25 protein-coding genes are annotated in these 25559 nt (G+C 63.0%); 18 read left to right on the forward strand and 7 right to left on the reverse strand.

All coding sequences use genetic code 11. From position 1 onward, the window contains the following. Positions 1 to 115 precede the first annotated feature (115 nt). Genes OH491_RS09200 through OH491_RS09210 form a run of 3 tightly spaced genes read right to left on the reverse strand, consistent with a single transcriptional unit; the run spans position 116 to position 3270 of the window. Positions 116 to 1834, reverse strand: coding sequence for a glycosyltransferase family 39 protein (locus OH491_RS09200; protein ID WP_068772067.1), 1719 nt, complete (start codon positions 1832 to 1834; stop codon positions 116 to 118). Beyond that, entirely contained in the window at positions 1831 to 2778 is a 948-nt protein-coding gene (locus OH491_RS09205; protein WP_145929005.1) for an FAD:protein FMN transferase, read from the reverse strand. The genes OH491_RS09200 and OH491_RS09205 overlap by 4 nt, the downstream gene beginning before the upstream one ends. Positions 2779 to 2829: 51 nt before the next feature. After that, entirely contained in the window at positions 2830 to 3270 is a 441-nt protein-coding gene (locus tag OH491_RS09210; RefSeq protein WP_068772065.1) for a universal stress protein, read from the reverse strand. A 205-nt stretch (positions 3271 to 3475) separates the two neighbouring features. Here OH491_RS09210 and OH491_RS09215 point away from each other — a divergent pair, with 205 nt between their 5' ends. Then, on the forward strand, positions 3476 to 4540 hold the full coding sequence (locus OH491_RS09215) for a glycosyltransferase family 9 protein (RefSeq protein WP_068772064.1): 1065 nt from the start codon (positions 3476 to 3478) through the stop codon (positions 4538 to 4540). A gap of 96 nt (positions 4541 to 4636) precedes the next feature. Then, entirely contained in the window at positions 4637 to 6313 is a 1677-nt protein-coding gene (locus tag OH491_RS09220) for a CTP synthase (RefSeq protein WP_068772063.1), read from the forward strand. A 204-nt stretch (positions 6314 to 6517) separates the two neighbouring features. Here the strand turns inward: OH491_RS09220 and OH491_RS09225 are convergent, their stop codons facing one another. Next, on the reverse strand, positions 6518 to 6964 hold the full coding sequence (locus tag OH491_RS09225; protein WP_084442496.1) for a CBS domain-containing protein: 447 nt from the start codon (positions 6962 to 6964) through the stop codon (positions 6518 to 6520). A 445-nt stretch (positions 6965 to 7409) separates the two neighbouring features. On the opposite strand from OH491_RS09225, the gene OH491_RS09230 reads away from it, so the two are divergent. Continuing rightward, a complete protein-coding gene (locus OH491_RS09230) occupies positions 7410 to 8483 on the forward strand; it encodes a DUF4339 domain-containing protein (protein ID WP_068772060.1) in 1074 nt (357 codons plus the stop codon). Between the two features lie 19 nt (positions 8484 to 8502). Here the strand turns inward: OH491_RS09230 and rpe are convergent, their stop codons facing one another. The 3 genes from rpe to OH491_RS09245 form a co-directional block, all read right to left on the reverse strand. After that, complete coding sequence (rpe, locus tag OH491_RS09235) at positions 8503 to 9156, reverse strand: ribulose-phosphate 3-epimerase (protein WP_068772358.1); 654 nt, start codon at positions 9154 to 9156, stop codon at positions 8503 to 8505. 219 nt (positions 9157 to 9375) lie between these two features. Next, positions 9376 to 11070, reverse strand: coding sequence for a S8 family peptidase (locus OH491_RS09240; RefSeq protein WP_084442495.1), 1695 nt, complete (start codon positions 11068 to 11070; stop codon positions 9376 to 9378). Between the two features lie 219 nt (positions 11071 to 11289). Beyond that, complete coding sequence (locus OH491_RS09245; RefSeq protein ID WP_068772059.1) at positions 11290 to 12480, reverse strand: DNA glycosylase AlkZ-like family protein; 1191 nt, start codon at positions 12478 to 12480, stop codon at positions 11290 to 11292. A gap of 406 nt (positions 12481 to 12886) precedes the next feature. Here OH491_RS09245 and ccoG point away from each other — a divergent pair, with 406 nt between their 5' ends. From ccoG to OH491_RS09320, 15 genes are all read left to right on the forward strand, one after another. Further along, positions 12887 to 14365, forward strand: coding sequence for a cytochrome c oxidase accessory protein CcoG (gene ccoG, locus OH491_RS09250; protein ID WP_084442568.1), 1479 nt, complete (start codon positions 12887 to 12889; stop codon positions 14363 to 14365). Continuing rightward, the gene (locus OH491_RS09255; protein WP_334319566.1) at positions 14362 to 14520 is read left to right on the forward strand and encodes a hypothetical protein; all 159 of its coding nucleotides are present in this window, start codon (positions 14362 to 14364) and stop codon (positions 14518 to 14520) included. The genes ccoG and OH491_RS09255 overlap by 4 nt, the downstream gene beginning before the upstream one ends. Positions 14521 to 14639: 119 nt before the next feature. After that, the gene (locus tag OH491_RS09260) at positions 14640 to 15887 is read left to right on the forward strand and encodes a tyrosine-type recombinase/integrase (RefSeq protein WP_068772057.1); all 1248 of its coding nucleotides are present in this window, start codon (positions 14640 to 14642) and stop codon (positions 15885 to 15887) included. 164 nt (positions 15888 to 16051) lie between these two features. Further along, on the forward strand, positions 16052 to 16312 hold the full coding sequence (locus tag OH491_RS09265) for a helix-turn-helix domain-containing protein (protein WP_068771009.1): 261 nt from the start codon (positions 16052 to 16054) through the stop codon (positions 16310 to 16312). A 168-nt stretch (positions 16313 to 16480) separates the two neighbouring features. Next, a complete protein-coding gene (locus tag OH491_RS09270; RefSeq protein ID WP_145929004.1) occupies positions 16481 to 16816 on the forward strand; it encodes a hypothetical protein in 336 nt (111 codons plus the stop codon). Next, positions 16813 to 17388: a hypothetical protein gene (locus OH491_RS09275; protein ID WP_068772054.1), complete on the forward strand. Its 576-nt coding sequence runs from the start codon at positions 16813 to 16815 to the stop codon at positions 17386 to 17388. Before OH491_RS09270 ends, OH491_RS09275 begins: the two co-directional genes overlap by 4 nt. Before the next feature lie 113 nt (positions 17389 to 17501). Then, complete coding sequence (locus OH491_RS09280; RefSeq protein ID WP_145929003.1) at positions 17502 to 18428, forward strand: helix-turn-helix domain-containing protein; 927 nt, start codon at positions 17502 to 17504, stop codon at positions 18426 to 18428. 42 nt (positions 18429 to 18470) lie between these two features. Continuing rightward, positions 18471 to 18845 carry a hypothetical protein gene (locus OH491_RS09285; RefSeq protein ID WP_068772052.1) on the forward strand — a complete coding sequence of 125 codons (375 nt, stop codon included), beginning with the start codon at positions 18471 to 18473 and terminating at the stop codon, positions 18843 to 18845. 24 nt (positions 18846 to 18869) lie between these two features. Continuing rightward, the gene (locus OH491_RS09290; protein ID WP_068772051.1) at positions 18870 to 19223 is read left to right on the forward strand and encodes a PrgI family protein; all 354 of its coding nucleotides are present in this window, start codon (positions 18870 to 18872) and stop codon (positions 19221 to 19223) included. Then, positions 19223 to 21838 carry a VirB4 family type IV secretion system protein gene (locus tag OH491_RS09295; RefSeq protein ID WP_068772050.1) on the forward strand — a complete coding sequence of 872 codons (2616 nt, stop codon included), beginning with the start codon at positions 19223 to 19225 and terminating at the stop codon, positions 21836 to 21838. The genes OH491_RS09290 and OH491_RS09295 overlap by 1 nt, the downstream gene beginning before the upstream one ends. Continuing rightward, entirely contained in the window at positions 21835 to 22248 is a 414-nt protein-coding gene (locus OH491_RS09300; protein WP_068772049.1) for a hypothetical protein, read from the forward strand. Before OH491_RS09295 ends, OH491_RS09300 begins: the two co-directional genes overlap by 4 nt. Before the next feature lie 6 nt (positions 22249 to 22254). Beyond that, positions 22255 to 23052, forward strand: a complete 798-nt coding sequence (locus OH491_RS09305) for a hypothetical protein (protein ID WP_068772048.1) — start codon at positions 22255 to 22257, stop codon at positions 23050 to 23052. A 7-nt stretch (positions 23053 to 23059) separates the two neighbouring features. After that, the gene (locus tag OH491_RS09310) at positions 23060 to 23992 is read left to right on the forward strand and encodes a hypothetical protein (protein WP_068772047.1); all 933 of its coding nucleotides are present in this window, start codon (positions 23060 to 23062) and stop codon (positions 23990 to 23992) included. A gap of 6 nt (positions 23993 to 23998) precedes the next feature. Continuing rightward, positions 23999 to 24679, forward strand: coding sequence for a hypothetical protein (locus OH491_RS09315; protein WP_068772046.1), 681 nt, complete (start codon positions 23999 to 24001; stop codon positions 24677 to 24679). Then, on the forward strand, positions 24652 to 25536 hold the full coding sequence (locus OH491_RS09320) for a hypothetical protein (RefSeq protein ID WP_145929002.1): 885 nt from the start codon (positions 24652 to 24654) through the stop codon (positions 25534 to 25536). The genes OH491_RS09315 and OH491_RS09320 overlap by 28 nt, the downstream gene beginning before the upstream one ends. Positions 25537 to 25559 lie beyond the last annotated feature (23 nt).

The raw sequence follows: 25559 nt of genomic DNA on the forward strand, positions 1-25559 counted from the left end.
ACCCATCATCGACGCAGGGCTTCGCAAGTGAGGCCCCGTATGGCAGGCGTTTTGAAAAACGAACGGGACAAAACACGAGGCAATGTAAGGTTACATTGCCTCGGGACTTGACCCTCTAATGGTGTGAAATGCGCGCATAGTAGCCGGGGCGAAGCTCGACGAGAACATCCCCGGGATGCGCGGCCGGCGGCGGCGCATAACCGCAGCGGACCACGAGGGCAAACGGACTCAGGTCTCCCGGCGCCTCGAACTCCTCGTAATAGCCGGTGTCATCGCGGCGGGCGCGAAAATACCACGGGACGGGCCAGTAGTCGTCACCGATCACGGCGGCGAGTTCGCCGGGCTTGAGCGACGCGACGGCGTGGCTCAGCGCGACATCGGCCCCGGGCAGCGTGGGGGCGTAAACCACGGGCAGCGCCGGGTCGGTGGCGCGGGCTCGGGTCACATCGCGGAGCTGCGGGGTCACGCCGAACAACAAAACCAGCAGGCTCGCCGCGACACCGAGGGATCGCCACGGCCCGCCGTCCGGACGGCGCCCGGTCATCCACGCCAGGCCGCAGCCGGCCAGCGGCGCAAGGCCCGCCACGGGGACGAGCATGAGCCAGGGCGTCTTGTAACCGATGATTGAATACACCGCGATCTGCACAACCGACGACAGCGCGAGAAAGGAGGGCAATGCGGGGGCGGCGGACGCTGGCGGGCTTGATGGGGCGGCGGCGTCCCCGCCGCCGGACGGGCCGGCAGGCCCGCCAAAACGAATACCGGCGGTTTTTGTCGCGCCAATGGATTGGTCCGGGGCGACGCTTCGCGTCGTCCGGCGGCGGGGACGCCGCCGCCCCATCAAGCCCGCCGCACCGAGGGCTGCGAAGATGAGGATCGCCCCCTCCCCATACCAGCCGCGCCCGGCGGAACGGAACGCCAGGATGTCGGTTAGGTAATACGACCACGGCTTGTCGTGTCCGCCCCCGGTCCGGTATTGGAAAAGCGTCAGCCAGGCGTCGGCGAAGCCGCGCGGATGCCGCCCGAAATTCGAGTGGAGAAGAAACGACACCGCCAGCGCCACGACGACGGCGAGCGCAAGGCGCGCCGCGCCGGTTTCGCGCAGGAGCCGCCATATTTTTCGCGGACCCAGCGCCACGGCGGCGACGGCCCAGCTGAAGGCGATGATGCTCCAGGTTTCCTTGGTGGCGTGCAGGCCGCCGAGCGCGACGCCCGCGACGATCAGCCAACCGGCGCGCCGTGTTTTCAGGAAACGCGCCGCCGCCAGCGGCACGGCGAGCGCGAGGCAGGCGAGCAGGGTTTCGTGGATCGCCATGCGGCTGAAATACACGAGCAGCGGGGAGCAGGCCGCCAGCAGCGCGGCGGGCCAGAAGGCGGAGACAGGAGAGCGTGTTTTCGCCATCCCGTCTTCGATTTTCTGAGAGAACGGGAACGAGGAACGAGACTGATTTTGAGCGCAAAAGGCGGCCAGGACAACGAGCAGCAGGCCCGCGAGCGCAGGTTGCAAGCGGAATTGCCAAGGTTGCAGTGCGCCCAATTCCTGGACACCGAGCGCGCCCATGAGCGGGAGGTTGATGAAATGGGGCAGCGGGCCGTGGTAATGCGCCGGGTCGTAGCGGTATTTCCCGTGTTCCAGCAGGTCGGCGAAAATGTAGGCCTGCACGGCCTCGTCGGCGTGCATCGGGCGTTCATCGAGATGCGGGAGGCGAAGCAACGCGGCGAGCCCCATGACGCAAAAGAGGGTCAGGGATGCGGCCAGCAATCCGGCGCGAACCGGCGGGCGGGCGGGCGCATGCGTCGCTGCCGCCGGGGTGGCTGGCGCCGGATTGCTCATGCGCGGACGGGATGCGCCCCGGGTTCGAGGCGCGCCCATACGCCGGTCCGGTTGCAGAGGTGGAGGCTGCCGTCGGGATTTTCCACCATGGCGGCGTGGCCCGGGGCGAGGCCGGCGACCACGCCGGCGATTTCATCACGGTTCATGGTCATCCATGCGGTGGAGAGGGCGTCGGCCGCGGCGGCGGCGGGGGCCAGCGCCCAGGCCCGGATATGCGCATAGGCTTGGGAACGACGGCGCGGGTCGATGATGTGGTTGCCTTGCTCGCCAGTCCCGGATGCGCCGAGCGCGTAGTCGTGGAGGACGAGCGGCGCGGAGCGGGTTTCGCCCAGGAGATTGACGGGCCAGCCGCCCGTGCCGGGCGCGTCGGATTCGGCGCCCATCGCGAGGATGGAGCTGCCGCCGGCGCTGAGGAGCGCGTTTTCGATTTCCCACTCGCGGAGCAGGGCGGCGGCGGCATCGAGGGCGAAGCCCTTGCCGATCGCGCCGAGGTCGAGCGAGGCGCCGGGCTGCGTGACTTCCACGACGAAGTTGCCGGGGGACAGCGCGATGGTGGAGGCGGCGCGTTGGTCGAGAATATCCTGAAGGGCGTCCGGCTCCGGGACGACACGGTTTTTCCCCGCGCTTTTGACGAGGTCGGCGGCGGCGCCGATGGTGATGTCGAACGCGCCGCCGGTGAATTCGTGCAACTGGAGCGCCTGCAACAGGCAGGCGTGGCACTCCTCGCTGATGACCACGTGTTCGCCGGTCGCGGCGTGGTTGATGCGCCAGATGTCGCTGCCCTCGTGGAAACGGCTGAGCAGGGTTTCGAGCCGGTCGATTTCCGCAAATGCCGCCTGGGCCGCCTGCCGCGCATAGACCGGCTCGGCATGGCGCACGCGAAACTCGAAGGTCGTGGCCATGGCCTCGTGGATGAATGCAGACGGCTTGGACGGGAAGGGCACGGTTAATTTTCGGCTTTTTGGCAGAGCGGAAGCCGCTTCGCGGCCAAGGATTCAGCTTTTCTTGTGCGGCACGATGATGACGGGACAGGTGGCCTTGCGCAGGATGCCCTGCGTGGTGCTGCCGATGAGCAGGTCATAGATGGCGGTGTGGCCATGCGAGCCCATCACGATATAGTCGGCCTTGTGAAGAGCGGCCTGCTCAAGGATTTGCGCCTGGGCGGGACCGCTGACCTGCACGACCTCCACGTTGCTCACGCGCTGGCGAATCCCGGCGCTGAGTTCCGCCAGGCGGCGCGCGGCGTGCTTCTCGCTGGAGGCGATGGATTCCTGGAAGTTTTCCATGGTCAGCCCGTAGTCGCTGGTGAGGATAAAGGGCTGGACAACATGAAGCAGCACAATGCGGCCGTTCATGGACAGGGCCAACTCGCAGGCGGCGTCGATGACGGAGTCGGTGGCCTTGGAGAAGTCGATGGGGGCAATTATCGTTTTCATGACATCCAGAGTGTAAGCGAATCCCGGGTGGTTGGCGACTTATAAATTCCTTCATTTTCCCTCTTTGGGAAACCTCCCCATGCTCTCGCAAAATCTTCATGAAACTACCTGCAGATTGATTTCATCTTTGCATCCGGGGGAACCCGGCACACAACCTGTTTGACGCACGGCAGGCGTCTCATTCCAGCTTCGAGCGCGTCCTTGCATGTCCACGTTCGCACAAAATCTCTACAGTATTTTCATCGCCCGCTATATCGACTGGCTGGGTGTCCGGCATCGCCGTCCGCTCATGCTGTTTTTCCGCGATGGGGGGATCGGCGACATCCTGTGCACCCTGCCGGCGGCGGTTGCGCTGGCCGCGCGCGAGCCCGGGGCCTATAAGATTTACTGCACAAACCCGGCCTTTGTGGCGCTGCCGGCCATGGCCGGACGTTTTGACCGGGTGCTCGGCATCAAATGCAACGATCTCGTCGCGTCCATCGTCGCGTCGCGGCACCGGGTCCATCGCTTTCATTATCCGGACGAGCTGCCCGGGCAGGCGTCCCGGACCAACCTCGTCGACGAGCTGGCCGCGTCGGTGGGCCTGCCGGCCGGAACGCCTTGGCCGCGCCTGCATCTCGGTCCGCCGTCCCGCCGCGTGGGCGCGGTGCTCAAGACCGTGGGCTCCTCCCTGTCCGCCCACGCCGGCAGGTCCTTTGTCTGTATCCATACCGGCCCTACATGGAAGGCCCGCGAGTGGCCGCGCGCGCACTGGGCCAGGCTCGTGCAGTTGCTGCGGGAGAGGTTCGGCTGCCAGGTGATCCAGCTCGGCGCGAGCCAGCATTTCCGCGACGGCCCGCGCGCGGAGCCGGCCGTGGCGGGCGCGCTCGATTGCCGCGACAAGCTCAACCTGGCCGACAGCCTGCAACTTGTCTCGCGCAGCAGCATGCTCATCGGCGTCGACTCGGGCATGATTCACGGCGCGATCGCGCTCGGCGTGCCGGCCGCCGGGCTTTTCGGCCCCACCTCGGGCGAAGTGCGGCTGCCCAAGAGCGAACGCATCATCACGCTTTCCGCGCCGGACTTGCCCTGCCTCGGCTGCCACCACCGCCACCCGCGCCTGCACTGGCAAAGCGGCTGCCCGCATGATGTCCGCTGCATGGCGGCCATCACGCCGGAGCGGGTGCTGGCCGCCGCCGAGTCGCTTTTAAGGGGCCAGGACGGGAGGAGCCGGGAGCCGGAGGAGTCAAGGAATCGGAGCGCCGGGGGCTTTGCCTCCTTTAACTCCTGACTCCCTCTCATCCCGGCTCCTTTTCAATGGCGCCGAACCGTTTTTTTGAGCTTTTTCTTGTAACGGCTTGTCCGGGCATCATATCCAGTCAGCCCAATGAAATACATTTTTGTGACCGGCGGTGTTGTTTCTTCATTGGGCAAGGGCCTCACGGCGGCGGCCATCGGCGCGCTGCTCGAGATGCGCGGCCTCAAGGTGCGCATCCAGAAATTCGACCCCTACCTGAACGTCGATCCCGGCACCATGAGCCCGTTCCAGCATGGCGAGGTTTACGTGCTGGAGGACGGCGCGGAAACCGATCTCGACCTCGGGCACTACGAGCGCTTCACCAGCGGAAAACTCTCCCGGCTCAACAGCCTCACCTCCGGCCAGGTTTACGAGTCGGTCATCCAAAAGGAGCGCCGGGGCGCCTATCTGGGCAAAACCGTGCAGGTCATCCCGCACGTGACCAACGAGATCAAGGAGCGCATCTACCAGTCGGCCAAGGACGTGGACGTGCTCATCACCGAGATCGGCGGCACCACCGGCGACATCGAGGGGCTGCCGTTTCTTGAGGCGCTGCGCCAGTTCGCGCTCGAAGTCGGGCCGCGCGACGCGATTTTCATGCACGTCACGCTCGTGCCGTATTTGCAGGCGGCAGGCGAACTCAAGACCAAGCCCTCGCAGCAATCCGTCGCGAAACTCCGCGAGATCGGCATCCAGCCGCACATCCTCGTGTGCCGTTGCGACCACCCGCTCGAACACAGCATGCGCGACAAGCTGTCGCTTTTCTGCAACGTTCCCGTGAAGGCCGTCATCGAGTGCCGCGATGTGGATTCGATCTACGAACTGCCCATCGCGCTGCAAAAGGAGGGCGTGGACGATCTGGTGATCGAGCTGTTCGGCCTGAAAAATCCGCTCCCGGAAAAAAACATCTGGGAGGAAATCGTGCGCCGCGTGAAAAGCCCCGCGCACGAGATCACCATCGGCGTGGTCGGCAAATACATCGAACTCCAAGACGCCTACAAATCCGTTTACGAATCGGTCGCGCACGGCGGCATCGCGAACAATTGCAAGGTCAACATCCTCCGCATCGACGCGGAGGACCTGGAGGGCAAGGACGGCCTGGCGAAACTCCGGCAGCTCGACGGCATCCTCGTGCCCGGCGGCTTCGGGGATCGCGGCACCGAGGGCAAGATCGCGGCGGCGCGCTACGCCCGCGAGCACGGCATCCCGTATTTCGGCCTCTGCCTCGGGCTGCAAATCGCGGTGATCGAGTATTGCCGCAACGTCCTGAAGCTGCACGACGCGAACAGCACGGAATTCGCCCCCGACTCCCCCAATCCCGTCATCAACATGATGGAGGAGCAGAAAAAGATCATCGACAAGGGCGCGACCATGCGGCTCGGCAGCTACGAATGCGCGCTCACGCCCGGCACCCTCGCGGCCAAGGCCTACGGGCAAAGCAGCATCCGCGAGCGCCACCGGCACCGTTACGAGGTAAACAATGCCTATGTCGGCCAGCTTCAGCGCGGCGGCATGATCGTCAGCGGCATCAATCCGCGCCGCAACCTCGTGGAAATCGTCGAGGTGAAAAAACACCCGTGGTTCCTCGCCGTGCAATTCCATCCCGAATTCCAGTCCAAGCCCGACAAGCCGCATCCGCTCTTCGCCGCCTTCATCGCCGCGGCGTTGAAGACACGCAAGGCGAAGTCCGCGGGAAAGGCCGCCGCCAAAGCCAGAAAAAACGCCGCCAAAAAAACGCGGGCGGCGACGAAGCGAGCAGCGGCGTAAGGGGAGACTGCGAACGCGGCGCGGAGGCTCGCGTAAAAATCCCAAATCACGAAATCCCAAATCCCAAAAAAATCCCAATGACCAAAGAACAAAATTTCAAAAAGGAGGCGCTTCCGCGCCGGTGATTTTTGGGATTTGGCGTTTTGGAATTTTTTTGGAATTTGGGATTTCGTGATTTGGGATTTGCGGGCGTCGCGCCCGCCCCTACCCCGCCCCGATTGAAGTCCGGCGGGGCGCGGTGGCGGAACCATATTCGCCGAGCATCCAGCGATTCACATCGCCGACTGTGATTATGCCCAGCACGCCGGGCGGATCGGTCTCTTCGTCCAGCACCGGGATGTGACGGCAATGGTGCAGGCTGAAAAGCACCAGCACCTCCTCGACCGAAGCGCGCGGCCCGACTGTCACCGGATTGCGCGTCATCGCATCGCTGATGGAGGTCATGCTCGGCGTCCGGCCACAGGAAACCACGCGGCTCATCACATCGCGCTCGGTGAAAATCCCTGTCATCCTTCCGGCATCCATCACCACGACACAGCCCACGTGGTGCTGGTTCATAACATGCACGGCCTCGGCCACGGTCACCGATGTCGGCACGGAATACACACTGGAGCCTTTTTGGCTTAATAATATGGCGACTGGGGTATTCATGACATTAATGATAGACCCAGAAACTATAGAAAAGTTGTAAGTAACCACAAATTTTACATACACTTATTCCACTCTGTTTTTGTAGCCATTAGCGGAGCGAATGGAAAGACGTATCGCAAATTTATGGCACGTTTTATGACATCGATACCACCGGAGGCATCATGATTATATTACTTTATGTTTTTCAATGAGTTTTATGTCTTAAAAAAGATCGCGATATTTGTGCCGGCCAGCTCCGGGCAGGATCATCGTTAATATCAATGTCTACTGGATGAGTTCCTGTTTTCTTATATGGGACCGCGCATTTTTCAAATAAAGAAGTAAATGCCATGCGGACCAGGGTTGGACTTTGCATTTTCGAGGAATCGTATCAACCTTTCTGCGACAATGGCGTGACGCTTCCCGCATTCGTCAAATAACCCCTCCCCAAACGATTCCATTCGTCATGAAATACTACTACGCTGATTCGAGCAACCAGACTGCCGGCCCTGTTTCGCTCGATCAAATCCGCCTGCTCGCCGGTTCTGGACAAATCCCCGCTGATCCGATGGTCGTGCCCGAGGGAGGCAAGGAGTGGCGCCCGCTTTCGACACTCGCCTCCATCGCGCCAGTTCCGCCGCCGCCCGCCGGTTCCACGCCGCCGATGCCGAACGGAGCGGCCCCCGGAAAGCCGGCGACGCCGTTAAAACTCAACGCGACCCTTCTCGGCGATTTGGTGGCCAAGGCGCTTGCGGCCGTGACGAAAATACTGAACCCGGAGCGGATCAATTGCTGGCTGAAGGCGGCGCGCGACTACGGGCAATACGCAGTGCTCGCCGGCACCGCGCTCACGCTGGTGTATGCGCTCTACGCGGCGATTCGCACGAATGAGTTCCGGTTGTTTGGCGTGGGCGTCGGCGTGGTGCTGGCGCTCACGGTGGGGCAGTTTGTGGCGGGCCGGTTTCTCGGCGCGGGAGACAAGCTCATCGCCAACACGCCGAGCCGTTTGTCCTCGGGCGCCTTTCTGGAATGCGTGGGATTGCTTGCGCTGCTGTTCGCGGCGGGGACGCTTCTGGCCGGCATCGCCGCCTGCGTGGCGGCGCGCAGCCTGATTCCGCTGGTGCCGGCGCTGGTCATCGCGGCGCTGTGGGGCGTGAAAGGCGGCATCGCGCTGCACCCGCGCATGGTCGGTGTCGAGCAAGAGGGCGGCGGAAGCGCGGGCGAGGAGGCGGTCGGGCTGCTGTTGTTCTTCCTGAAGGCGGGGCTGAAGATCGTGCCGCTGGCGTTTGCGTTGCTGGCGGCCGCGGGCTGCGTGGTCACGCTGCTGGCGTTTTTCATGCGCGGCGGCGTGGTGAACTCGATGATCCCATCCGGCCTGCAGATTGTGCTCGTGCCGGGCATGGAGGGGCCGTCGCTGCTGTTGAGCGCCTGCCTGATTCCGCTGGCGGCGTATTTCCTGTTTTTGCTGGCCTGCCTGACGCTCGATGTGATTCGCGCGATCCTGGCGATCCCCGGAAAACTGGATTCGCTGCGGAAGTGACGGGCCGCTTCGCGGCAGTTTACAGTTTCGCGATGGCCGCGGCGTAGGCGGCGCGGTCGGCCGCGTTGAAAAACGACGTGCCGGCCACGAATGTATCCGTACCGGCATTACGGCAGTCGGCGGCCGTTTTCAAGTCGATGCCGCCGTCCACTTCCAGCCGGAAATCGAGTGCGGCTTCGCGGCGCCAGGCGTCGATCTGCGCGATTTTCGGGAGCACGTCGGCGCGGAAGGATTGCCCGCCGAAGCCGGGCTGCACGGTCATGGCCAGCACGAGATCGACTTGCGCGAGGAACGGTTTGACGGCCCCGGCCGGCGTGCCGGGATTGAGCACGATGCCGCGCCGGCAGCCGAGCTCCTTGATGCGCGCGAGCGTGGCCGCGTAATCGTAAGCGGGCTCGATGTGGATGCTGATGAGGTTGGCCCCGGCCTTGGCGAAGGCCTCGACATAGCGGTGCGGCTCGTCGAGCATGAGATGCACATCGAAAAAAAGCTTCGATTTCTTGCGCAGGGCGGCGACGGTTTGCGGGCCGAAGGAAAGGTTAGGCACGAAATGCCCGTCCATGATGTCGAGGTGCAGCCATTCGAGGCCGGTCGCGGCGACGATGGCTGCGCTGGACGCGAGATCCGAGTGGTCTCCGGCAAGAATCGAGGGGGCGAGAATGGGCGCGTGCATGCTGACGACGAAGGCGTCCAAACGCGGCGGGCGCAAGCTGTTTGGTTGGGGGATGGAAACGCAAACGGCACCGTGTGTCATGCCAATTGCAGTGGTAATTGGACTCGTGGAGGGCCGAGCTCCTGCGAGGCCGTCGCGGTTAAACGCACCGTTTTTCGGCGACGGCCTCGCAGGAGCTCGGCCCTCCACCAAAAGTCTGACTTTCATTGGTGAATGATCTCACTCCTCCAGTTGCCCGTGCGCCAAGGTGACAATGCCGGTGCTGCGGTGGTTGTTTTCCGGGACGCTGTCAACGAGCCCGGCGGGGAGGCGGAGGGAGGTGCGCAGGATTGCCGGGACGTCGCCGGGCATTCCGGAGGGAGTCTGGATTGCCGTGGTGGCGACGGCGCCGGGCTCGATCCACGGAAACACATGCGTCGAACTCGCGCCGTCGAGTTCGATGTCGAGCGCGGCCCCGGCGATGCCGAAGCCGCCGCGGTTTTGCACCACCACCGTGACCGTGCCGCGCGCGCGATCGTAAAGGTGCGCGGTGACAGCCATGTCCGCGCGGGCGGTGTCGCTGCGCGCCATGGCCCAGCCGAGGTTGAGCACACCGTGGCCGTAGTCGGGGTCGTGGCCGGGTTCTCCGGCGTCGCTGGCGTGGGCGCGCAAGATTTCCCACGCCTGCGAGGCGGTGAGGCCCGGCGTCTCGGACATGAGCGCGGCGAGCGCGCCGGCGACGATGGGCGCGCTCGCGGAGGTGCCGCTGAAAGGCGCGCGCCCGCCGTCGGCGTCGGCGCTGTCGATGGCGACGCCGGGCGCGGTGATTTGGAGCTGCGGCCCGGAATTGGAAAAACGCGCCACGACGCCGGAAGCGTCCACCGCACCGACGGAAATCACGCGGGGATCGGCGGCGGGCCAGGAGAGTTCGGTTGACTGCTCGTTGCCGGCCGCGGCGACGAGCACGGCGCCGCGCGCGGTCGCATAGTCAATCGCCCGCCTGGTCACGATGTCGCCCGCGCGCCGTCCAAGGCTGATGTTGATGATGCTCGCGCCTTCATCGACCGCGTCCACGATGCCCTTTGCGATGGTGAAAATATCGCCGACGCCCTCCTCGTCCACGACCCGGATGCCGAGCACGCGGGCCATCGGGGCGACGCCGCGCGCGCCGGGCGCGGAACCGGCGGCGAGCGCGGCGACGGAGGTGCCGTGCCCGCGCCTGGCGCCCTCGCCGGGCGCGGCCCCCCAGCCGATGTCGAGGATGCGCAGACGGTCGGGCGCGAAGGTGGCATCGGGCATGACGGCGTTGTCGAGCACCGCGATGGTGACGCCGCGGCCCCAAGCGGAGTTGTCGGTGCCGGCGTTGACGCCGATGGCGGCGAGCAGCGCGCCGCCGACGGCATGGTGCGCGCGGTCGGCGCGGTCCGCAGGCGGCGGCTCGGGAATCCCGACGAGATGGTTGCCGCCGACCAGTTCGAGGTCGCGCGCGTTTTTGAGCATGTCGCCCGTGAGCGCGTCGAGCGACAGGCAGCGCGCGCGCACGGCGAAGAGCTGCTCAACGCTTGCGATCACATAGGCCCCGGCGGACGGCGCGCGGGCGACGAATTCGCGCATGGCCCGGGCGGTCCTGAAAATGACGATGATCTCCCCGGGGCGCGCGTCGCGCTGCGAGATGATTTTCCCGACGCGCTCGCGAACCTCCGGGACCGCTCCGGCGGGAAATTCTGTATCCATTTTAAGAATACCCTCCTCGCCGCCACCCGCAGCGGGCGCAGGCGGGACGGCGGGGAGCGGGGCGGGGCGGGCCGTTTGCGCGGCGTCGTTCGCGGCCGCGCCCTCCCCGTGGTCGCGGCGCATCCAGAACACGACCATCGCGACGACAAACGCGATGGCGATGAGCAGAGGCGGAATCGGACTGGGCGGGCGTTTGGACAAGGGAGGCCGCTTCGCGGCAGTTTAAGTTAAAGTTCAATGGGCCTGCGTAATGCAGGCGCGGCAGCGCCGGTAGGGAGGCCTCTCCGAGGCCTCCCTACCTTGAGCTTGTTGCATTTGGTTGTTCAAAAGGACTCCTCCGCGTAACATCAGTTAAAGTTCAAGGGACCGGCTGCGTGGGTTTGTCCTTCAACTTCAATTTAAACTTCAACCTTTCACGGGTCAGCGCAAGCCGAGGAATTTCGCGAGGCCGGCAATGCTTCCGGCGACACGGTGGCCGCGGCGCACGCTGCGTTTGACGACACGGAGTTTTCGTTTCGCGCGGTCGGCCTTGGGATCGACATACCCCACAAACTCGGTGCCGGACAGCAGCGGCAGTGCATAATAACCGCGCACGCGTTTGGGCGGCGGCGTGTAAACCTCCCAAGTGTAGTCAAAGCCCCAAAGCTTTCGCGTGAGCGCCCGGTGATAGATGAGCGGATCGAGCGGCGCGAGCAGCAACGGCGCGGCCCCGGCGGGGAGCGTGAACGGGACGCCCGGCGAGTCCGGGCCAGACGCGGCGGCGTCGAGCAACGGCAGATCCTCGCGCAAACAAAAAAGGGCGGGGCAGCCCTCGACTTGAAGCGGTTGCACGAGATCGGCGACCAGCGCGGCGTCGTGCTTTTTCAGGGAGAGCAGGCGGTGCTGGCGCAAGCCGAGATGCGCCAACCAGCGGCGGGTTTCCCCGGCGGAAGGCCCGGGCGCGCCGAGCACCGAGGCGGGCAACACGCGCTCCGGCAGGTCATAAACGCGCCGCGCGTCGTGGCGGCGGGCGATGAGCAGGCGGCCATGAAAGAAAAGCTTGTCGAGGGTGATTCTGGCCAGTCGGCCAAAACCCCAGCCACCCGACCAGCCGTTGAACGAGCGGGCGTCATCCGCGATGTCCTCGGAGGAAAGCGGGCCGCGCCGCGCGATTTCGTCGAGCAGGCGCGCGGCCATGCGGCGCTGGTCTGCATCGAGGCGGCCGGACCACGCGCCGGCGCTTTTCTCGCGGGCGCGCATGGAGGCGAGCAGGTGCGGCCAGGCCTCGGTGGCGAATGCGACGAGGATGCCGCGCACGGGCAGGTAGTGCTCAAACGCCGTGCGTTGCTCCGCCGCGAGCGGCGCGGCGGAGCGCGGCGCGTCCGGCGGGACGCCGTGGAGATGGCGCATGAGGTCGCCCTCGGCATAGTTTGCCACCCGGTTGCGCAGGATGAGGTCGTGCATGCGCCCGCAGACATTGATCGGGTCGATTTGCACATAGCCGTGATGCGCGATGGCCGCGGCGGTGTCGGTGTGGGGCGCATCCAGACCGAGCGCGCGCCGGTGAAAACGTCGCGCCGCCTCGGCGGTGAGGGTGAGCGTGGCGACGGAGCGGCGGCGGGTGGAGCGCATGCGGGCGAGAAATTCGGGATTCCAACACGCCCAAATCCCGGAAAAATTCCAACGACGAAAAATGGTTCATCGCTGTTTTCGATGTCTGAAACCAACCGTTATTATGACACAGAGCACACAAAGTTCCGACACAGAGTTCACAGAGGGAAGGCAAACACTCTCTCTGTGAACTTCGTGGGCCGCGTTCCGAGAACTCTGTGTCACAAAAAAACCATTCAAAATAGCGAGAAACCCGAAAAATCGAGGAACGAGAATGAGGCCCGCGGGAAGAATGCCAGGCGGCGCATGCCGGGGCGGGACGCGCGGGCGCAATCGCGACCGGAAAACGCGGCCGCGGCCCCATCGACCTGCTTTTCGCCGAGGATAGTATTTGCGCGGCAAAAAATTGCCCGTAGGAATGATTCGCATGGCTGCCGCCCCGAAAGTCACGTTGCCGAATCGCGACGAGGTCACCACCATCCGCGCCGACGGCTCGCGCCGTTTCCTTTATCCGGCCGATGCGCGCGGGCGTTTCATGCGGGCCCGGCGCTGGTCGGGCTGGCTGTTGATCGTGGTCTATCTCGCGCTGCCGTGGATCAAGGTGGGCGGTTACCCGGCGGTGTTCCTGGACGTGGCCGAGCGGCGGTTTCATTTCTTTGGCGGCACGCTGGTGGCGCAGGACATGTGGCTGCTGTTTTTCCTGATCGCGGGCCTCGGATTCACGTTGTTTCTGGTCACGTCGCTGCTGGGCCGCGTCTGGTGCGGCTGGGCGTGTCCGCAGACGGTTTTTCTGGAACACGTTTACCGGCTGGTCGAGCGCTGGATAGAGGGCGACGCGTTGAAGCGCCGCAAGCTCGCGGCGGCTCCGTGGTCGGCGGGCAAGGTGTGCAAGCTGGCCTTGAAGCACGGGCTGTTCGCGGTGTTTTCGGCGGCGATCGCGCACCTGTTCCTGGCGTATTTCGTCTCGATCCCCAAGCTGTGGGGCATGATGGCGGGGGCGCCGGTGGCGCATGGGGGGGCGTTTTTGTTCATCGTGGCGTTCAGCGGCATTTTGTATCTTAATTTCGCGTGGTTCCGGGAGCAGCTTTGCATCATCATCTGCCCTTACGGGCGCATCCAGTCGGCGCTGATCGACGATCATTCGATGGTGATCGGCTACGATGCGACGCGGGGCGAACCCCGCGGCAAGGTGGGAACGGAGGGGGCGGGAGATTGCATCGACTGCCATCGCTGCGTGCAGGTTTGCCCGACGGGAATCGACATCCGGCAGGGACTCCAGATCGAGTGCATCGGCTGCGCGGCGTGCATCGACGCGTGCGACGAGGTGATGGGCCGGCTGAAGCGGCCGCGCGGGCTGGTGCGCTATGATTCGCTCAACGGTTTCGCGGGCAAGGCCACGCGCTGGCTGCGGCCGCGCACGCTGGTTTACGCGCTCATCATGTGCGCGGGGGCGACGGCGGCGGCGCTGGCGTTTCTGTCGGTAAAGCCCGCGTTCATCGGCATCACGCGCATGGTCGGGTCGGCCTACGTGATGGATGCCGGCATGGTGCGCAACCAGTATTTCGTGCGCCTCGTCAACAAGGCGGGCGCGCCGGCGAGCTTCACGGTGACGGTCGAGGGATTGCCGGCGGGCGCAATCGTGAACGGCTTCGATGCCCCGGTGCGCCTCGCCGCCGATGGGGAGGAGCAGCGCCCGCTCATCGTGCAAATGCCGCTGGCGGGCTACACGGGCGGTTTTCCGGTGCGCGTCCGCGTGCGCGACGAGTCCGGGCGCGTGGATATTTCACGCGAGACCAAGTTTGTCGGCCCCGACCCGCTGTTCCTGAAAATGACGATCCAACCCGTCCCGCCCGCCGCGGCATCCGGCGCGGCGGACGCAACGCCGCCGCCGGCCGCGAAGGAATGAAAACGGACGAAAAAAAGAAGGGCGCGGCGGGCGGCCTGTGGCTTTTTGTGGGCGCAGCGTTTCTGGTTTTGATCGGCGCGTGGATCGCGCTCATTGCCATCGCCATGAAGAACAAGGTCGAGGAAGTGCCGGTCATGCGGGCTCCGGGCGAGTAGCGCCGGAAAACGCGTGAGCGACTGGGAGCGCCGGCATCTTGCCGGCACGAAAGGTCCGATTTCCAGAGGGAAGCCGGAGATCTCATGAATAGGTTGCCACGTGAAGGCGGCAACCATCGATGAAACAAAAAAAGTCCGCATTCACCATCAAGCCGTTCAAGAACCGCAACGGCGTGATTTCATTCCGCGTCGCCGGCTGGTTGCTCGGCGAGCGCGTTCGTAAAAACTTCAAGACCCGCGAGGACGCCATTGCCGAGCGCGCCGCGCTGGAACTGCGTCTGCTCCAATCGCAATCCAATCTTCGCGGAGCGAGCACGTTTCTGACCGAGGCGCAGTTGCGCGAGGCGGAGGCCGCGTTTCTCCGGCTGGAGAAGGCGCGGCGTCCGCTCACCTTCTACCTCGACTATGCGCTGGCCAATTACCGCGAGCCCGAGGCCGCGTTGAAAATCGCCGATGCCATCGAAACCTACATGAAGGCGCGCAAGGAGGACGTGCAACAGGCGTTGATAGGCAAACGGCAGTTGCGGAATATCCGGCTGGAGTTGACGGAGTTCCAGCGGCATTTTCCGACGCAGACGCTTGCGGAGGTAGGCACGGAGGCGTTGCACGCCTACATCCGGCGCGACGACGGGGCGCTGAAGACGCAGAACAACCGGCGCGGCGTGCTGTGCGCGTTTTTCAACCACGCGGTGCGCAAGGAATGGATGACGCGCAACCCGGTGGCGAAAATCCCGCGCAACCGCATCGAGCACAATCGCGGCAGCGCCGAGGCGCTCACGGCGGAGCGCGCGGCGCAACTCATGGCGCACGTGGAGAGCGTCCACGGCGGGGCATTCGTGCCGTTTTTCGCGTTGTGCCTGTTTGCCGGCATCCGGCCCGAGGGGGAGATTTCCAAGCTGCCCGCGTGCGACGTGCGGCTGGAAAACAGTGCCATCACCATCGAGCCATGGGTGTCGAAGGTGAATATGCGCCGGCTGGTGACCATCCAGCCGAACCTCGCGGCGTGGCTCAAAGCCTATCCGCTGGACGAATACCCCGTCATTCCGCCCAAGGATAAAATGAAAAATATCGCCAAAAAACTCACGCGCATCCGCCAAAAATTCGGCGTGGGGCACGACGTGTTGCGGCACACGTTTATTTCGATGCATGTTGGAAAATTCCGTTCGATGGGCGACACGGCGTTGCAGGCGGGCAATTCGGAAAGCATCATCCGCCGCCATTACCTGAACGTGACCACCCAGCAGGAGGCCGGGGCATTCTTTGCCATCATGCCGATGCGGGCTGCCGCGCCGCAAGCGAAGCCAGTGCCGCAGGCAGCGAGTGCGCCCGAGCCCGCGTCTGACCCGCAAAACCGGCTCGCCGCATAAATCCGCAACCGGGCGGGGAGTGAGGGCGGATGCGGTTTCCCCGCCGCATCCGCCCTCCCGCCCCCGCCTGCCTTCTTTCGTTTCCGCGCCGCACCTGCGGAGAACCAGGGCACGGCCACGAAATAAAAGCCCCCGCGCGCCACGTGATGCGCGCACATGGGCGTATGAACTCCACCTCCACTGCTCCCACCACGCCAGCACCAGCCCCCGCGCAAACGCGCGCGCATCCCGCGCTCACGGACATCAACGGCCTGCGCCTCAGCGGGATTTTCCCGCAGGGGCGCGAGCCGTCCGTGCGCACGCTGCGCGAATGGACGCGCACCCGCCGAATCCCGCATCACCGCGTCGGGCACTTTGTATATTACGACCTTGCCGAGGTCTCCGCGCATATCCGCACCCGGCTGCTCGTGCCCGCGCGCGGATAAAACCGCCCATAATACGGCAGGAAATCCCAACGCCACATGCGCCATGCGTGTGGCGTTTTTATATACATCGAAAAGCCCTGCGCGAAATCCGGGCAAATCCGCGATGAAGCGCGCCGCTATTTTGATTTTATAAACACTGGCAGGATGCGGGGCGAGGCAACCACATCCATGAATAATCAAAATAAAACCAATCCCGCCCAGTCCGCCCCAAACCCCGCCCGCGCGTCCGCCGGCGACGACGCGTTTTTCCAAAACCCTGTTGATCCCAAAATCGAGGCCCGCGCGATGGCCGCGGAAGCCATCGCGCACGTGCTGCTGTGGATCTCCGAGGGCACCACGCTGGAGCAGCGCGGATTGCGCGCGTCCATCGTGCTGCGCCAGGTCCGTCCCGACCTCATCGGCGGCATGACGCTGGAGGCGCTTGGCGAACAGGCCGGCTGCACCCCGCAGACCGTCCACAAACTTGCGGACGATTTCCGCCAAAGCATGGGCCTCGTATCATGAACACGGATACACTTATGCCGCCCCCTGCCCAGTGCAACGTCACGCCCGCGCCCCCGGCGCGCGAGACATCCGCCTTTTTGGAAATCAACCGCCTGCACGCAGAGGCGCGGCGGCTTGCCGGCGACTCCCGCCGCTCGCTCGACGCCGCGCTGTCCGCCGCATGGCGCGCGGGGCAACTCCTCATCGCGGAAAAGGCGCGCATCCGCCGCCGCGCCGGGCAGGGCGCATGGCTCGGGTGGCTGGAAACACGTTTTCACGGCGGAGTGCGCACCGCGCAACGCTACATGCAGCTTGCCCGCCGCGCGGACACCCCGGGCGCGTTGCGCGGACTCGGCCTGCGGCAGGCGTATTTGCGTCTGGGCATTCCCATTTCGTCAAAAACTTCCGGCGAAGACCGGCGCGTCCGCCCGCCAAAGCTCCCGCCCATCGTCACGCTTGCCGCCAGACTGACACGCCTGCTGCGCCGGCAGGCGCGCCTCGGCATGGACATCCAGTTTCCCGACGACCTCCGGGCGCTCCATGCCCAACTGGCTGTTTTGTTAAAAAATACGGGAACGGATACCGCCGTTTGATTTTGGTCAATTGGTTCCCCAAAAAAAGCGCATGGGTTCAATACAAGCGGGCGGTGATTTTGTATAAATAATTAGGAGATGCCCGGCAATGGGGCCGGCAATCCGGCTCACCTGTGCCAGCCAAAGCTTCAATAATTAAAGAAACGCTCCATGCCGCATGCAATGGCAGGGATGCCGGCATTTTTCTACTGTCCGCGCAATGCTTGCGTGAAGAAACCGGGGAGCGTCACCGGCTTATTGTGATGCCGGAGATGAAATCCGAGGCGCGAATTGACTGGCGGAACGAAAAAAGCGGAGAACGCGGCACCTTCACCGTTCGCGGACAGAATGTGATTTTTATACACAAACAGGCAAGCTATGCCCTCCATTGGAAACAAGAGGCGCTGATGCTTTGCTTTTGCGCGGAGGATGAGGCGCAACCGCCCGCCAAAAAGAAGCCATTGGACAAGGTGCGGCACAGTCCGTTGTGGGAGCTGGCGCGGCACGATTGCATCATCATGAACGTAATCCGGTTTCTCGTTGAATCCGGTCATCATACGCAACCCGCTTGTCACGTGAGTTGCTTCGGGCATTTTTGCTCCGCCCTGGGTTTCCTCCTGCTTGACGCACTGACGCGCGGAAAGGAAAAGAAAACCGCGCCCGCAACCATGAACCCCGAGCGCCTGCAACACGTTCTGGACCACATTGACAAAAATCTGCACGGGAAGATTGCGGTAAAAACACTGGCGGACATCGCGTGCCTGAGCCGGACCCACTTCAAGCTGTTATTCAAAGCCAGCACCGGCATGCCGGCACGCGATCATATATTCAGGGAACGGATACGCAGGGCGCAGGCATTGCTCCGGCAGGGCGGCATGCGTATCTCCGAGGTGGCCGCCCTTTCCGGCTTTTGCGATCAAAGCCACCTTGACCGTTGTTTTCGCCGCTTCTGTCAGTGCTCGCCAAGGGATTTTGCTCAAAAATATCCAATCATTACTAAAAAAAGCCCGGGCATCCAATCCAAGTCCGGAAAAACCGGGCATAATGGCGGCACACTTTGACCGGATTCCGCATGACGCGAGCCGGAAAGACAAATTCCAGCCATGAAAAAACTCCCTTCCTCCCGAAGCGCTTTGATCGCGTTTCTCGCCTCGCTTTTCACCTTGCCGGAATGGGCGGCGACGACAGCCTCCGCCGCAATCACGGACGGCTCCTCATTGGGCGTCCCGCTCATTCTGGCCCAGGTTCCCTCGCAGGTTAAGACCGGCTTCCAATACGGTCTCGGCCTGCTCTTCATGATCGGCTTCATTTGGGGCGTCATTAACATTTGGGGCGGAGCCGACCGCCTCAAGAAGGGCGACGCCGACGGCAAGATGGGTATCGTCTCAGGCATCATTATCGCGGGCGCGGCGGCGATCATGACCGCGATGTTTTATATATTCGGCATGAGCGACGGCGCGCTCACGCCGCAGTTCTGAAATTACGATTTACGAATTGCCCCCATGGACACCGGACTGCGTATCACCGACACGAACAGCGCGAACGACAGCAAGGGCCGCGCGCTCGGCTTCGAGGGCAACGATTTCTTGTATGTTGTCATCGGCATCGTCGCGGCCATCGGCATTTTTCTTCTTCTCTATGGCATGTTCCACGCGAGCCTCGCGGCAGCGGGTGGCGTTGCGATTCCAATCTTCGTGATCCCCTCCGCATGGGTCATGCTGTTTCGCCGGGGAAAACCAGACGGCTACGCCGAGGATTTTTTCGACCATGTGTTCAACCGCGAGGGGTTTTGTTTTTCGCCCGACAACCAGAACCCGCGCGGCGCGCCCGCCGCGAACAAACGGAGGCTTTTTTAATGCTCAATAGCTCCGCGCCCAACGGCTACTTTGCCGGCGACCTGATCCTTTACGGCACGCTCGAAAAGGGCGTCGCCAGCAAGGGTTTTGTATTGCAGCCGCCCGATCTTCGCGGCGGTACCATCGCGCAACTCAACGCCTACCAGGACAAAATCCGCGCCCTTCTCTCAGTGCTTGGCGACGGCTTGCGCGCGCAATTCCAGTGGACATGCAACTGCGACTACCGGCAGGAACTGACCCAATACCACCGCGCCACCGAAACCCTCGCCATGCACCCGCACATCCGCCGCGTGCGCACCGAACGCTTCGAGCGTTACTGGGAAAAGATGCACCGGCGCGAACTTCGCCGCGAGCAGTTGATATTGTTCATCTCCACGCCGCTCGCCGGCTACGCACCCCTTGCCGCGACACGCGGCAGCCTTGCCGACGACTACGCAAAACTTCTCGCGCAGCTGCGCACGCGCTTCGACGAGATTACAAATTCGCTGCGCGCGCTCTTTGGCGGCGACACGACCGTCTCGCCGATGGACGACCTCGCGCACTTCACCTATTTTTCGAAATTTCTCAGCCCGGCGCTGGCGAACGGTTTTGATATAAACTTTTCCGAACGCTTCAATCCGCAGCAAACCATTCAGGAAAACTGCTGGTGCAGCGACGGTGTGAACATCGGCACCGGGTTTTATATGGATGGACGCCACCACGCCCTCCTCACCTTCAAACGCTGGCCCAGCCGCACCTATCCAGGCATCATATTGCGGCTCACCACGCTGCCGTTTCTCGACTACCAAATCACTGTCAACCTCGACCCGCTTCCGACCAAAACCGAGGTCGATAAGGAAGAAAAGGCCATTGAGCGGCTTCGCGGCGAATACAAGGACTCCGAGCGCCACTCGCTGCTCGTCGCCATCGGCAAAAAAGAGCGCAAGGTCGAATCGCTTTCATCCGGATTTATACACCCGTTCAACGTCACCTACATCCTTCGTGTCTGGGATGAAACCGAGACCGGCCTTTCCACCAAGTGCGCCGCCATCCGCAACGCCATTACCAACCTCAACGGCGCGCAATACAACGAATGCGCCCTGCCCTCGACGGCCAAAAAACTTTTCTTCGCCTCATGGCCCGGCTGGACAAATTCGCCCTACCGCCACCGCAGCCTCTACGCCGAGGATTCTTACTTGGCCGACCTGCTGCCGTTTTCCGCGACGTTCACCGGCCTGCTCGACGGAGCCGAGGCCATCTACGACGGCGCGCAACAGGGCAACCTTGTCGGACTTCGCACGTTTATCGGCAACCCGCCCACGCCGCAGCATGCCGTGCTGCTCGGCGCGACCGGCGCGGGCAAGTCCGTCCACATGTGCGACCTGTTGGAGCAGACCGCCGCCTATTATCATTACACGGTCATCATAGAAGAGGGATTGTCTTACGGGAAGTTCACCGAGGCGATGGGAGAGCGCCCGATCATTCTACATCCTGACGGCGACCTCACCATCAATTATCTCGACACGCGAAAGCTTCCGCTCAACCAGTTGCAAATCGCTACTGCCGTCGCACTCGTCTCGCGCATGATCGGCGAAGCCGCTGACGAGGAGACGCAGCAAATCCGGCAGGCGATGTTGGGACAGTATATCAACCAGCTTTACTCCGACGCTTTCGAGGATTGGTCGAAAAAGCACCGCGACCTCTTGCCGGAAATCCAGCGCATGGCGTGCGCCGCGCACCGCTGGAAGCGGACCAAAATGCCGCACGGCACGACCGACATGGAAGCCTACGCCGAACTGCGCGACCGCATCGCGGCCAACGACGACGAGGGCCGGGAGGCAAAACAATTCATCCATGACATTCCCGAAGCCGACATCACGGCGTTTTTGCAGGACGCGCAGACCGAGCGCGCGGTCATGGCGACGGCGCACGCGTATTACGAGCCGACCGACTATCCGCAACACGCGAGCCTTGTCGAATTGATGCAATTCTCGCGCTTTCCCGAGCACAAGAAGGAAACCGTCGATCACCTCGCCACGCTCCTCGCGTCGTGGTGCGCGCACGGCCAATACGGAAAACTCTTCGATGGGGTGACGAACATTTCCCTTACCGGACAGATTGCGCATTTTGAACTCGGCTATATTCCCGAGCAGGCTGTTGAACTCAAAACCGCCGCCGGACTTCTTATCAGCGGGTTTTCAAGGCAGCACATCATATCGCTGCCGCGCCATCTGCGCAAACGCATCCTCTACGAGGAACTGGCGCGCTTCCTCGACGTGCCCGGCGGCGAGAAGGTGGTGGCGGAAGCCTACGCGCAGTTGAGAAAGTTCTCATGCTGGACGGCCTCCATCGTGCAGCAATACAGCCGCTTCAAGTCCTCGCGCATCCGCCCCGTCGTTATCGGCAACAGCAAGCAGTTTTTCCTCATGCGACAGTTTGACCGCACCGACATCGAGGACATCGCGCATGACATCAATCTCCCCGAGTCCGTCTGCGCCGCCATCCAGAATTACCCCATGCCCGAGCAGCAGCCCGAGGGAAAGAAATTTTCCAGCATATGCTTTTTCACGCCCGTCACCGACCCGCCGCTCTGCGGCACGGTGAGAAATATTCAAGCACCCAAGAAACAGTCATGAAAACCATCGCCTTGTTATTGTCCGTTTCCACAGCGCTCCTTTCCGGCTGCGCCAGCCTCCGCCAGCCCGCCGCCGACATCGTTCTCACCGGCGCGGGCGGGGCCATCGGTTATCACTCCTCCGGCAAAAGCATCAAAGGCGCGGCCATCGGCGCGGGGGCCGGTTATCTCGTCTCGAAAATCGCCAACAACGAAATCACCGCCGCCATCGCCGACGCCGAGAGGCATGGCTACGACCGCGCCATGAACCAGGCCGTGAAGCAGCAATACTGGATTATCCAAAACCAGCAGCGCGGCGAAGCCACGGACACGCAATCCGAGCCGCGTTACGTGAACGTCCGCCTTCCCGAAACCGTCACCCAGGACGGCGTTATTTTGAATCCCGCAACCATCACGCTCCGCACCGAATAAATTATCATGAAAAAATTAAATATAGCCATCCTTGTCACCGCCTCGACAGCTTTTGGCGCATTTGCTTTCGCAGGAATGCCCGTCATCGACGCCGCCAACCTCGCCAACAACCAGATTTCGCACATCGCCACCATTGCCAAATGGGTCGATAGCATCGCGCAGCTCAAGGCACAGATTACCCAACTTAAAGAGCAGGCCGGCATTCAGGGAAAAATCCGCGACTGGACCGGCAATCCCGCCGACGCCGCGAAAATATTGTCCCTGGGCATTCTGGCCGAAAGCGACCTTCTGCGCGACTACGGCCTGTCCCGCGACGACATCGCCCGCGTCGTGCAGAGTCTGGATACGCTCTCGCGCACGGACGGCAGCACCTACCGCTCCGTCTATGTTCCCGACCTCGACGGCGGCACGGTCCAATACGACCCGCTTACCTACCGCCGCCACGCCCTGCTCGACGCCCGCGCCGACAACACCCGCACTGTCACCGACCAGACCCGCGCGCGCGAACGCGAACTTTTGGAGGAAATCGCCCTCACGCTTTCCGAATTGCGCTCCGGCGCGACCGACGCGCAGGTGCAAAAGCTCACCGCAAAACTGATCGTATTGAACGGGCAGCTTTCCCAGATCGAGACCACGCGCCGCCGCCAGATGGACGAGGTGATTCTGCAAAAAATCGCCAACGACAATCGGCACGAAATGGAACAACACGCCGCCGCCGAGCTTGCCGCGAAGGACGATTTTTTGGCCAACCAGCGCGTGACCACCTTCATGCGTTCCATCAATCCGCGCCAAAACGCCCGCTGATTTCTTCATGAATCTGGTGCTGCCCATTCTGGAAAACAAAATCACCGCGATGGTGACGGCGTTCCGCTTCGTCGTCTTCGCGATGCTTGTCGCGGGGCTCATCGCGCGCATGAGCCGGCATCACTACAACAACAGCGAACTGGTGCGCCCGCTCGCCCGCGCCATCACCATCGTCGCCCTCGTCTCCTCGATGAACTGGTGGTTTCCGCTCATGGAAAACACCATGCTCGCGGCGGCCTCCTATATTGACCCGCACTACAACGACAACCCCGCCCGCGCATCCGAGGAGTTGCGCGCCGGCACCGCTCAAAACCCAGATAAGGAATGGTCATGGCGCAAGCTCAACGAATCCATCTACCACGCAATGACCGACGCCGTCTCATGGGTGTTTATCCAAATCGGCGCGCTGATTTCCGCGCCCATGATTATCCTGCAATATATACTGCGCTGGATTCTCTACATGCTCATGCCGTTTGCGCTCGCGTGCTTCATGATTCCCGGTGGCTCGCAGATCGGCATCCGCTTCTTTCAGCAAACCCTCGCCGTGCTCGCATGGCCAGTCGGCTTCGCCATCACGAACCTTGTGACCATCGCTATCTGGCAGGATTTTCGCGCGGCGGTCGGCGCCAATCCCGCGTCCGCCGAAATGATATTATATTCCCCGTTTCTGACCAACATCGGCGGCATCCTCGCAGCGCTGACGTTGTTGATCGGGACAATTTCCACGCCGGTCATTTGCCAGAAAATCTTCGCGCAGGGTTATGCGTTCACCGGCGAAGCCGGCAACCCCGGCGCGCTCGGCCACAGGGCAACCGACGTGCTCTATCGCGCCAACATGCTCGGCGGATTGCTTGCCGCGCCCTCGCCGGCCAGCGCGACCGCCGCGCACGCCGGCGCCGCGCCGCCGCCATTGCCCGCGCAAACGCCTCCAGGACTTTGATGAATCATGAATACCACCGACGACACTGACAGGCAGCATGTCACAAACGTGGATACAACGCCGTCGCTTCCGCCGCCACGGAAAACGCCGTCGGGCTTTTCACCGGCGCGTTTGTTTGCCGACCATGCCTTTGCCGCGCGCATGTGGGCGCTGGTCGCGTGTGGCGCGCTCGCGCTCGCCGTGCTGCAACCCTACCTCATCATCGGCGCGTATCGCACGCGCGAGCGCGTTGTCATCCTCGACGGCGCGGGGACGTTTTCTGTCTCGCCGTTATTGGGTTTCGAGGAGGCGAAGACGCTTCATGAAACCATGGCACTATGGGCCGCGCTCGCGCTTCTGCAACGCAACCCGAAGAACTTTGATTTTCCCGATTTGCTGCACCGGCTCTATCTCACCGAGGCCGCGACCAAGGCCCAGAACGAATTGCTCGCCGCAAGGGAAGAGTTCGAGGTGAAGCAGATTCACCAAAAGCCGGAAATTTTTAAGCTGGATATTCTGCGCACCCGCGAGGACCAGATCATTATAAAAATTGAAGGCCAGCTTGTGCGCACCGGCATCTTTGAACGCCAGGCTTTTTCCGAGTCCCCGCGCTTTTCGCTCACCCTCACGCTTGTCCGCAACCCGGACATGCTCGCCAACAAACGCTACCCGCTCGCCGTATGGAACTACGAATTTTTGCAAAACTGACCGCCATGTGCGTCACGCTCCTCGCATTGCTGGTTACCCCGGGATTTGCCGGCGACGCCAAACCGCACGTCCCCGTCGTCAAGCAACTGCCGCTTGACGAGCGCATTGTTTATGAAATCCCCATCAGCACCGACGCGCCGACGACGCTCATGTTTCCCTCCGCGCCGTCCGCGCTGGAGGGCGCGAATATTTCCAACAACCCCGACGCCCCCGCCCCCGTGCTGATGTCGCACCTGCCGGGCCGGTATTATTTAAGCGTGCGCGCGCTCAAACCCGACGCCCGCGCCACGCTCAACGTCATCCTGCAAAACAAAACGTATATAATCCGCCTCGCCGTCGCACCGAATCCCTATGGCTCCGTGACATTTTACGAAGATCGCGTCGCCGGACGCAGTGCGGCCCTCGCCAAACGCGCCACGCCCGAAACGCTCCTCGCATTGCTGGACCGCGCCAAAAGTCATCGTCTCGTGCGCGAGCAATACCCCGAGGCCGTCTGGCAGGTCGAGCACCGCGCGCCGAATGAAACAACCCAATACCGCGACTTCACTGCGACCGTGGAGGAAGTCTTTCGTTTCGATCCCGAGGACACGCTTGTCTTCAAGCTAAAGCTCGAAAACACCGGCGACAACGAGGTCGTTTACCAGCCTCAAAGCCTCGCCGTGCGCATCGGCAACCGCCTCTACACCGCGTCCATCGCCGATGCCTCCGGCCTGATTCCGCCGCACGCCGAGACGACGGCCTACTTCGCCATCACCGGCACGCCGGACGGCGGACGCGCCAATCTCAGCATAAAAAACTCCTTCAACGTCATCGTGCCTCGCGTCACCCGCGACGCGCATCTCATCGCGCCGAGATAAGTCCGCCATCGCCACGTCTTCCG

This window comes from Termitidicoccus mucosus (assembly GCF_038725785.1).
GTDB lineage: Bacteria > Verrucomicrobiota > Verrucomicrobiia > Opitutales > Opitutaceae > Termitidicoccus > Termitidicoccus mucosus.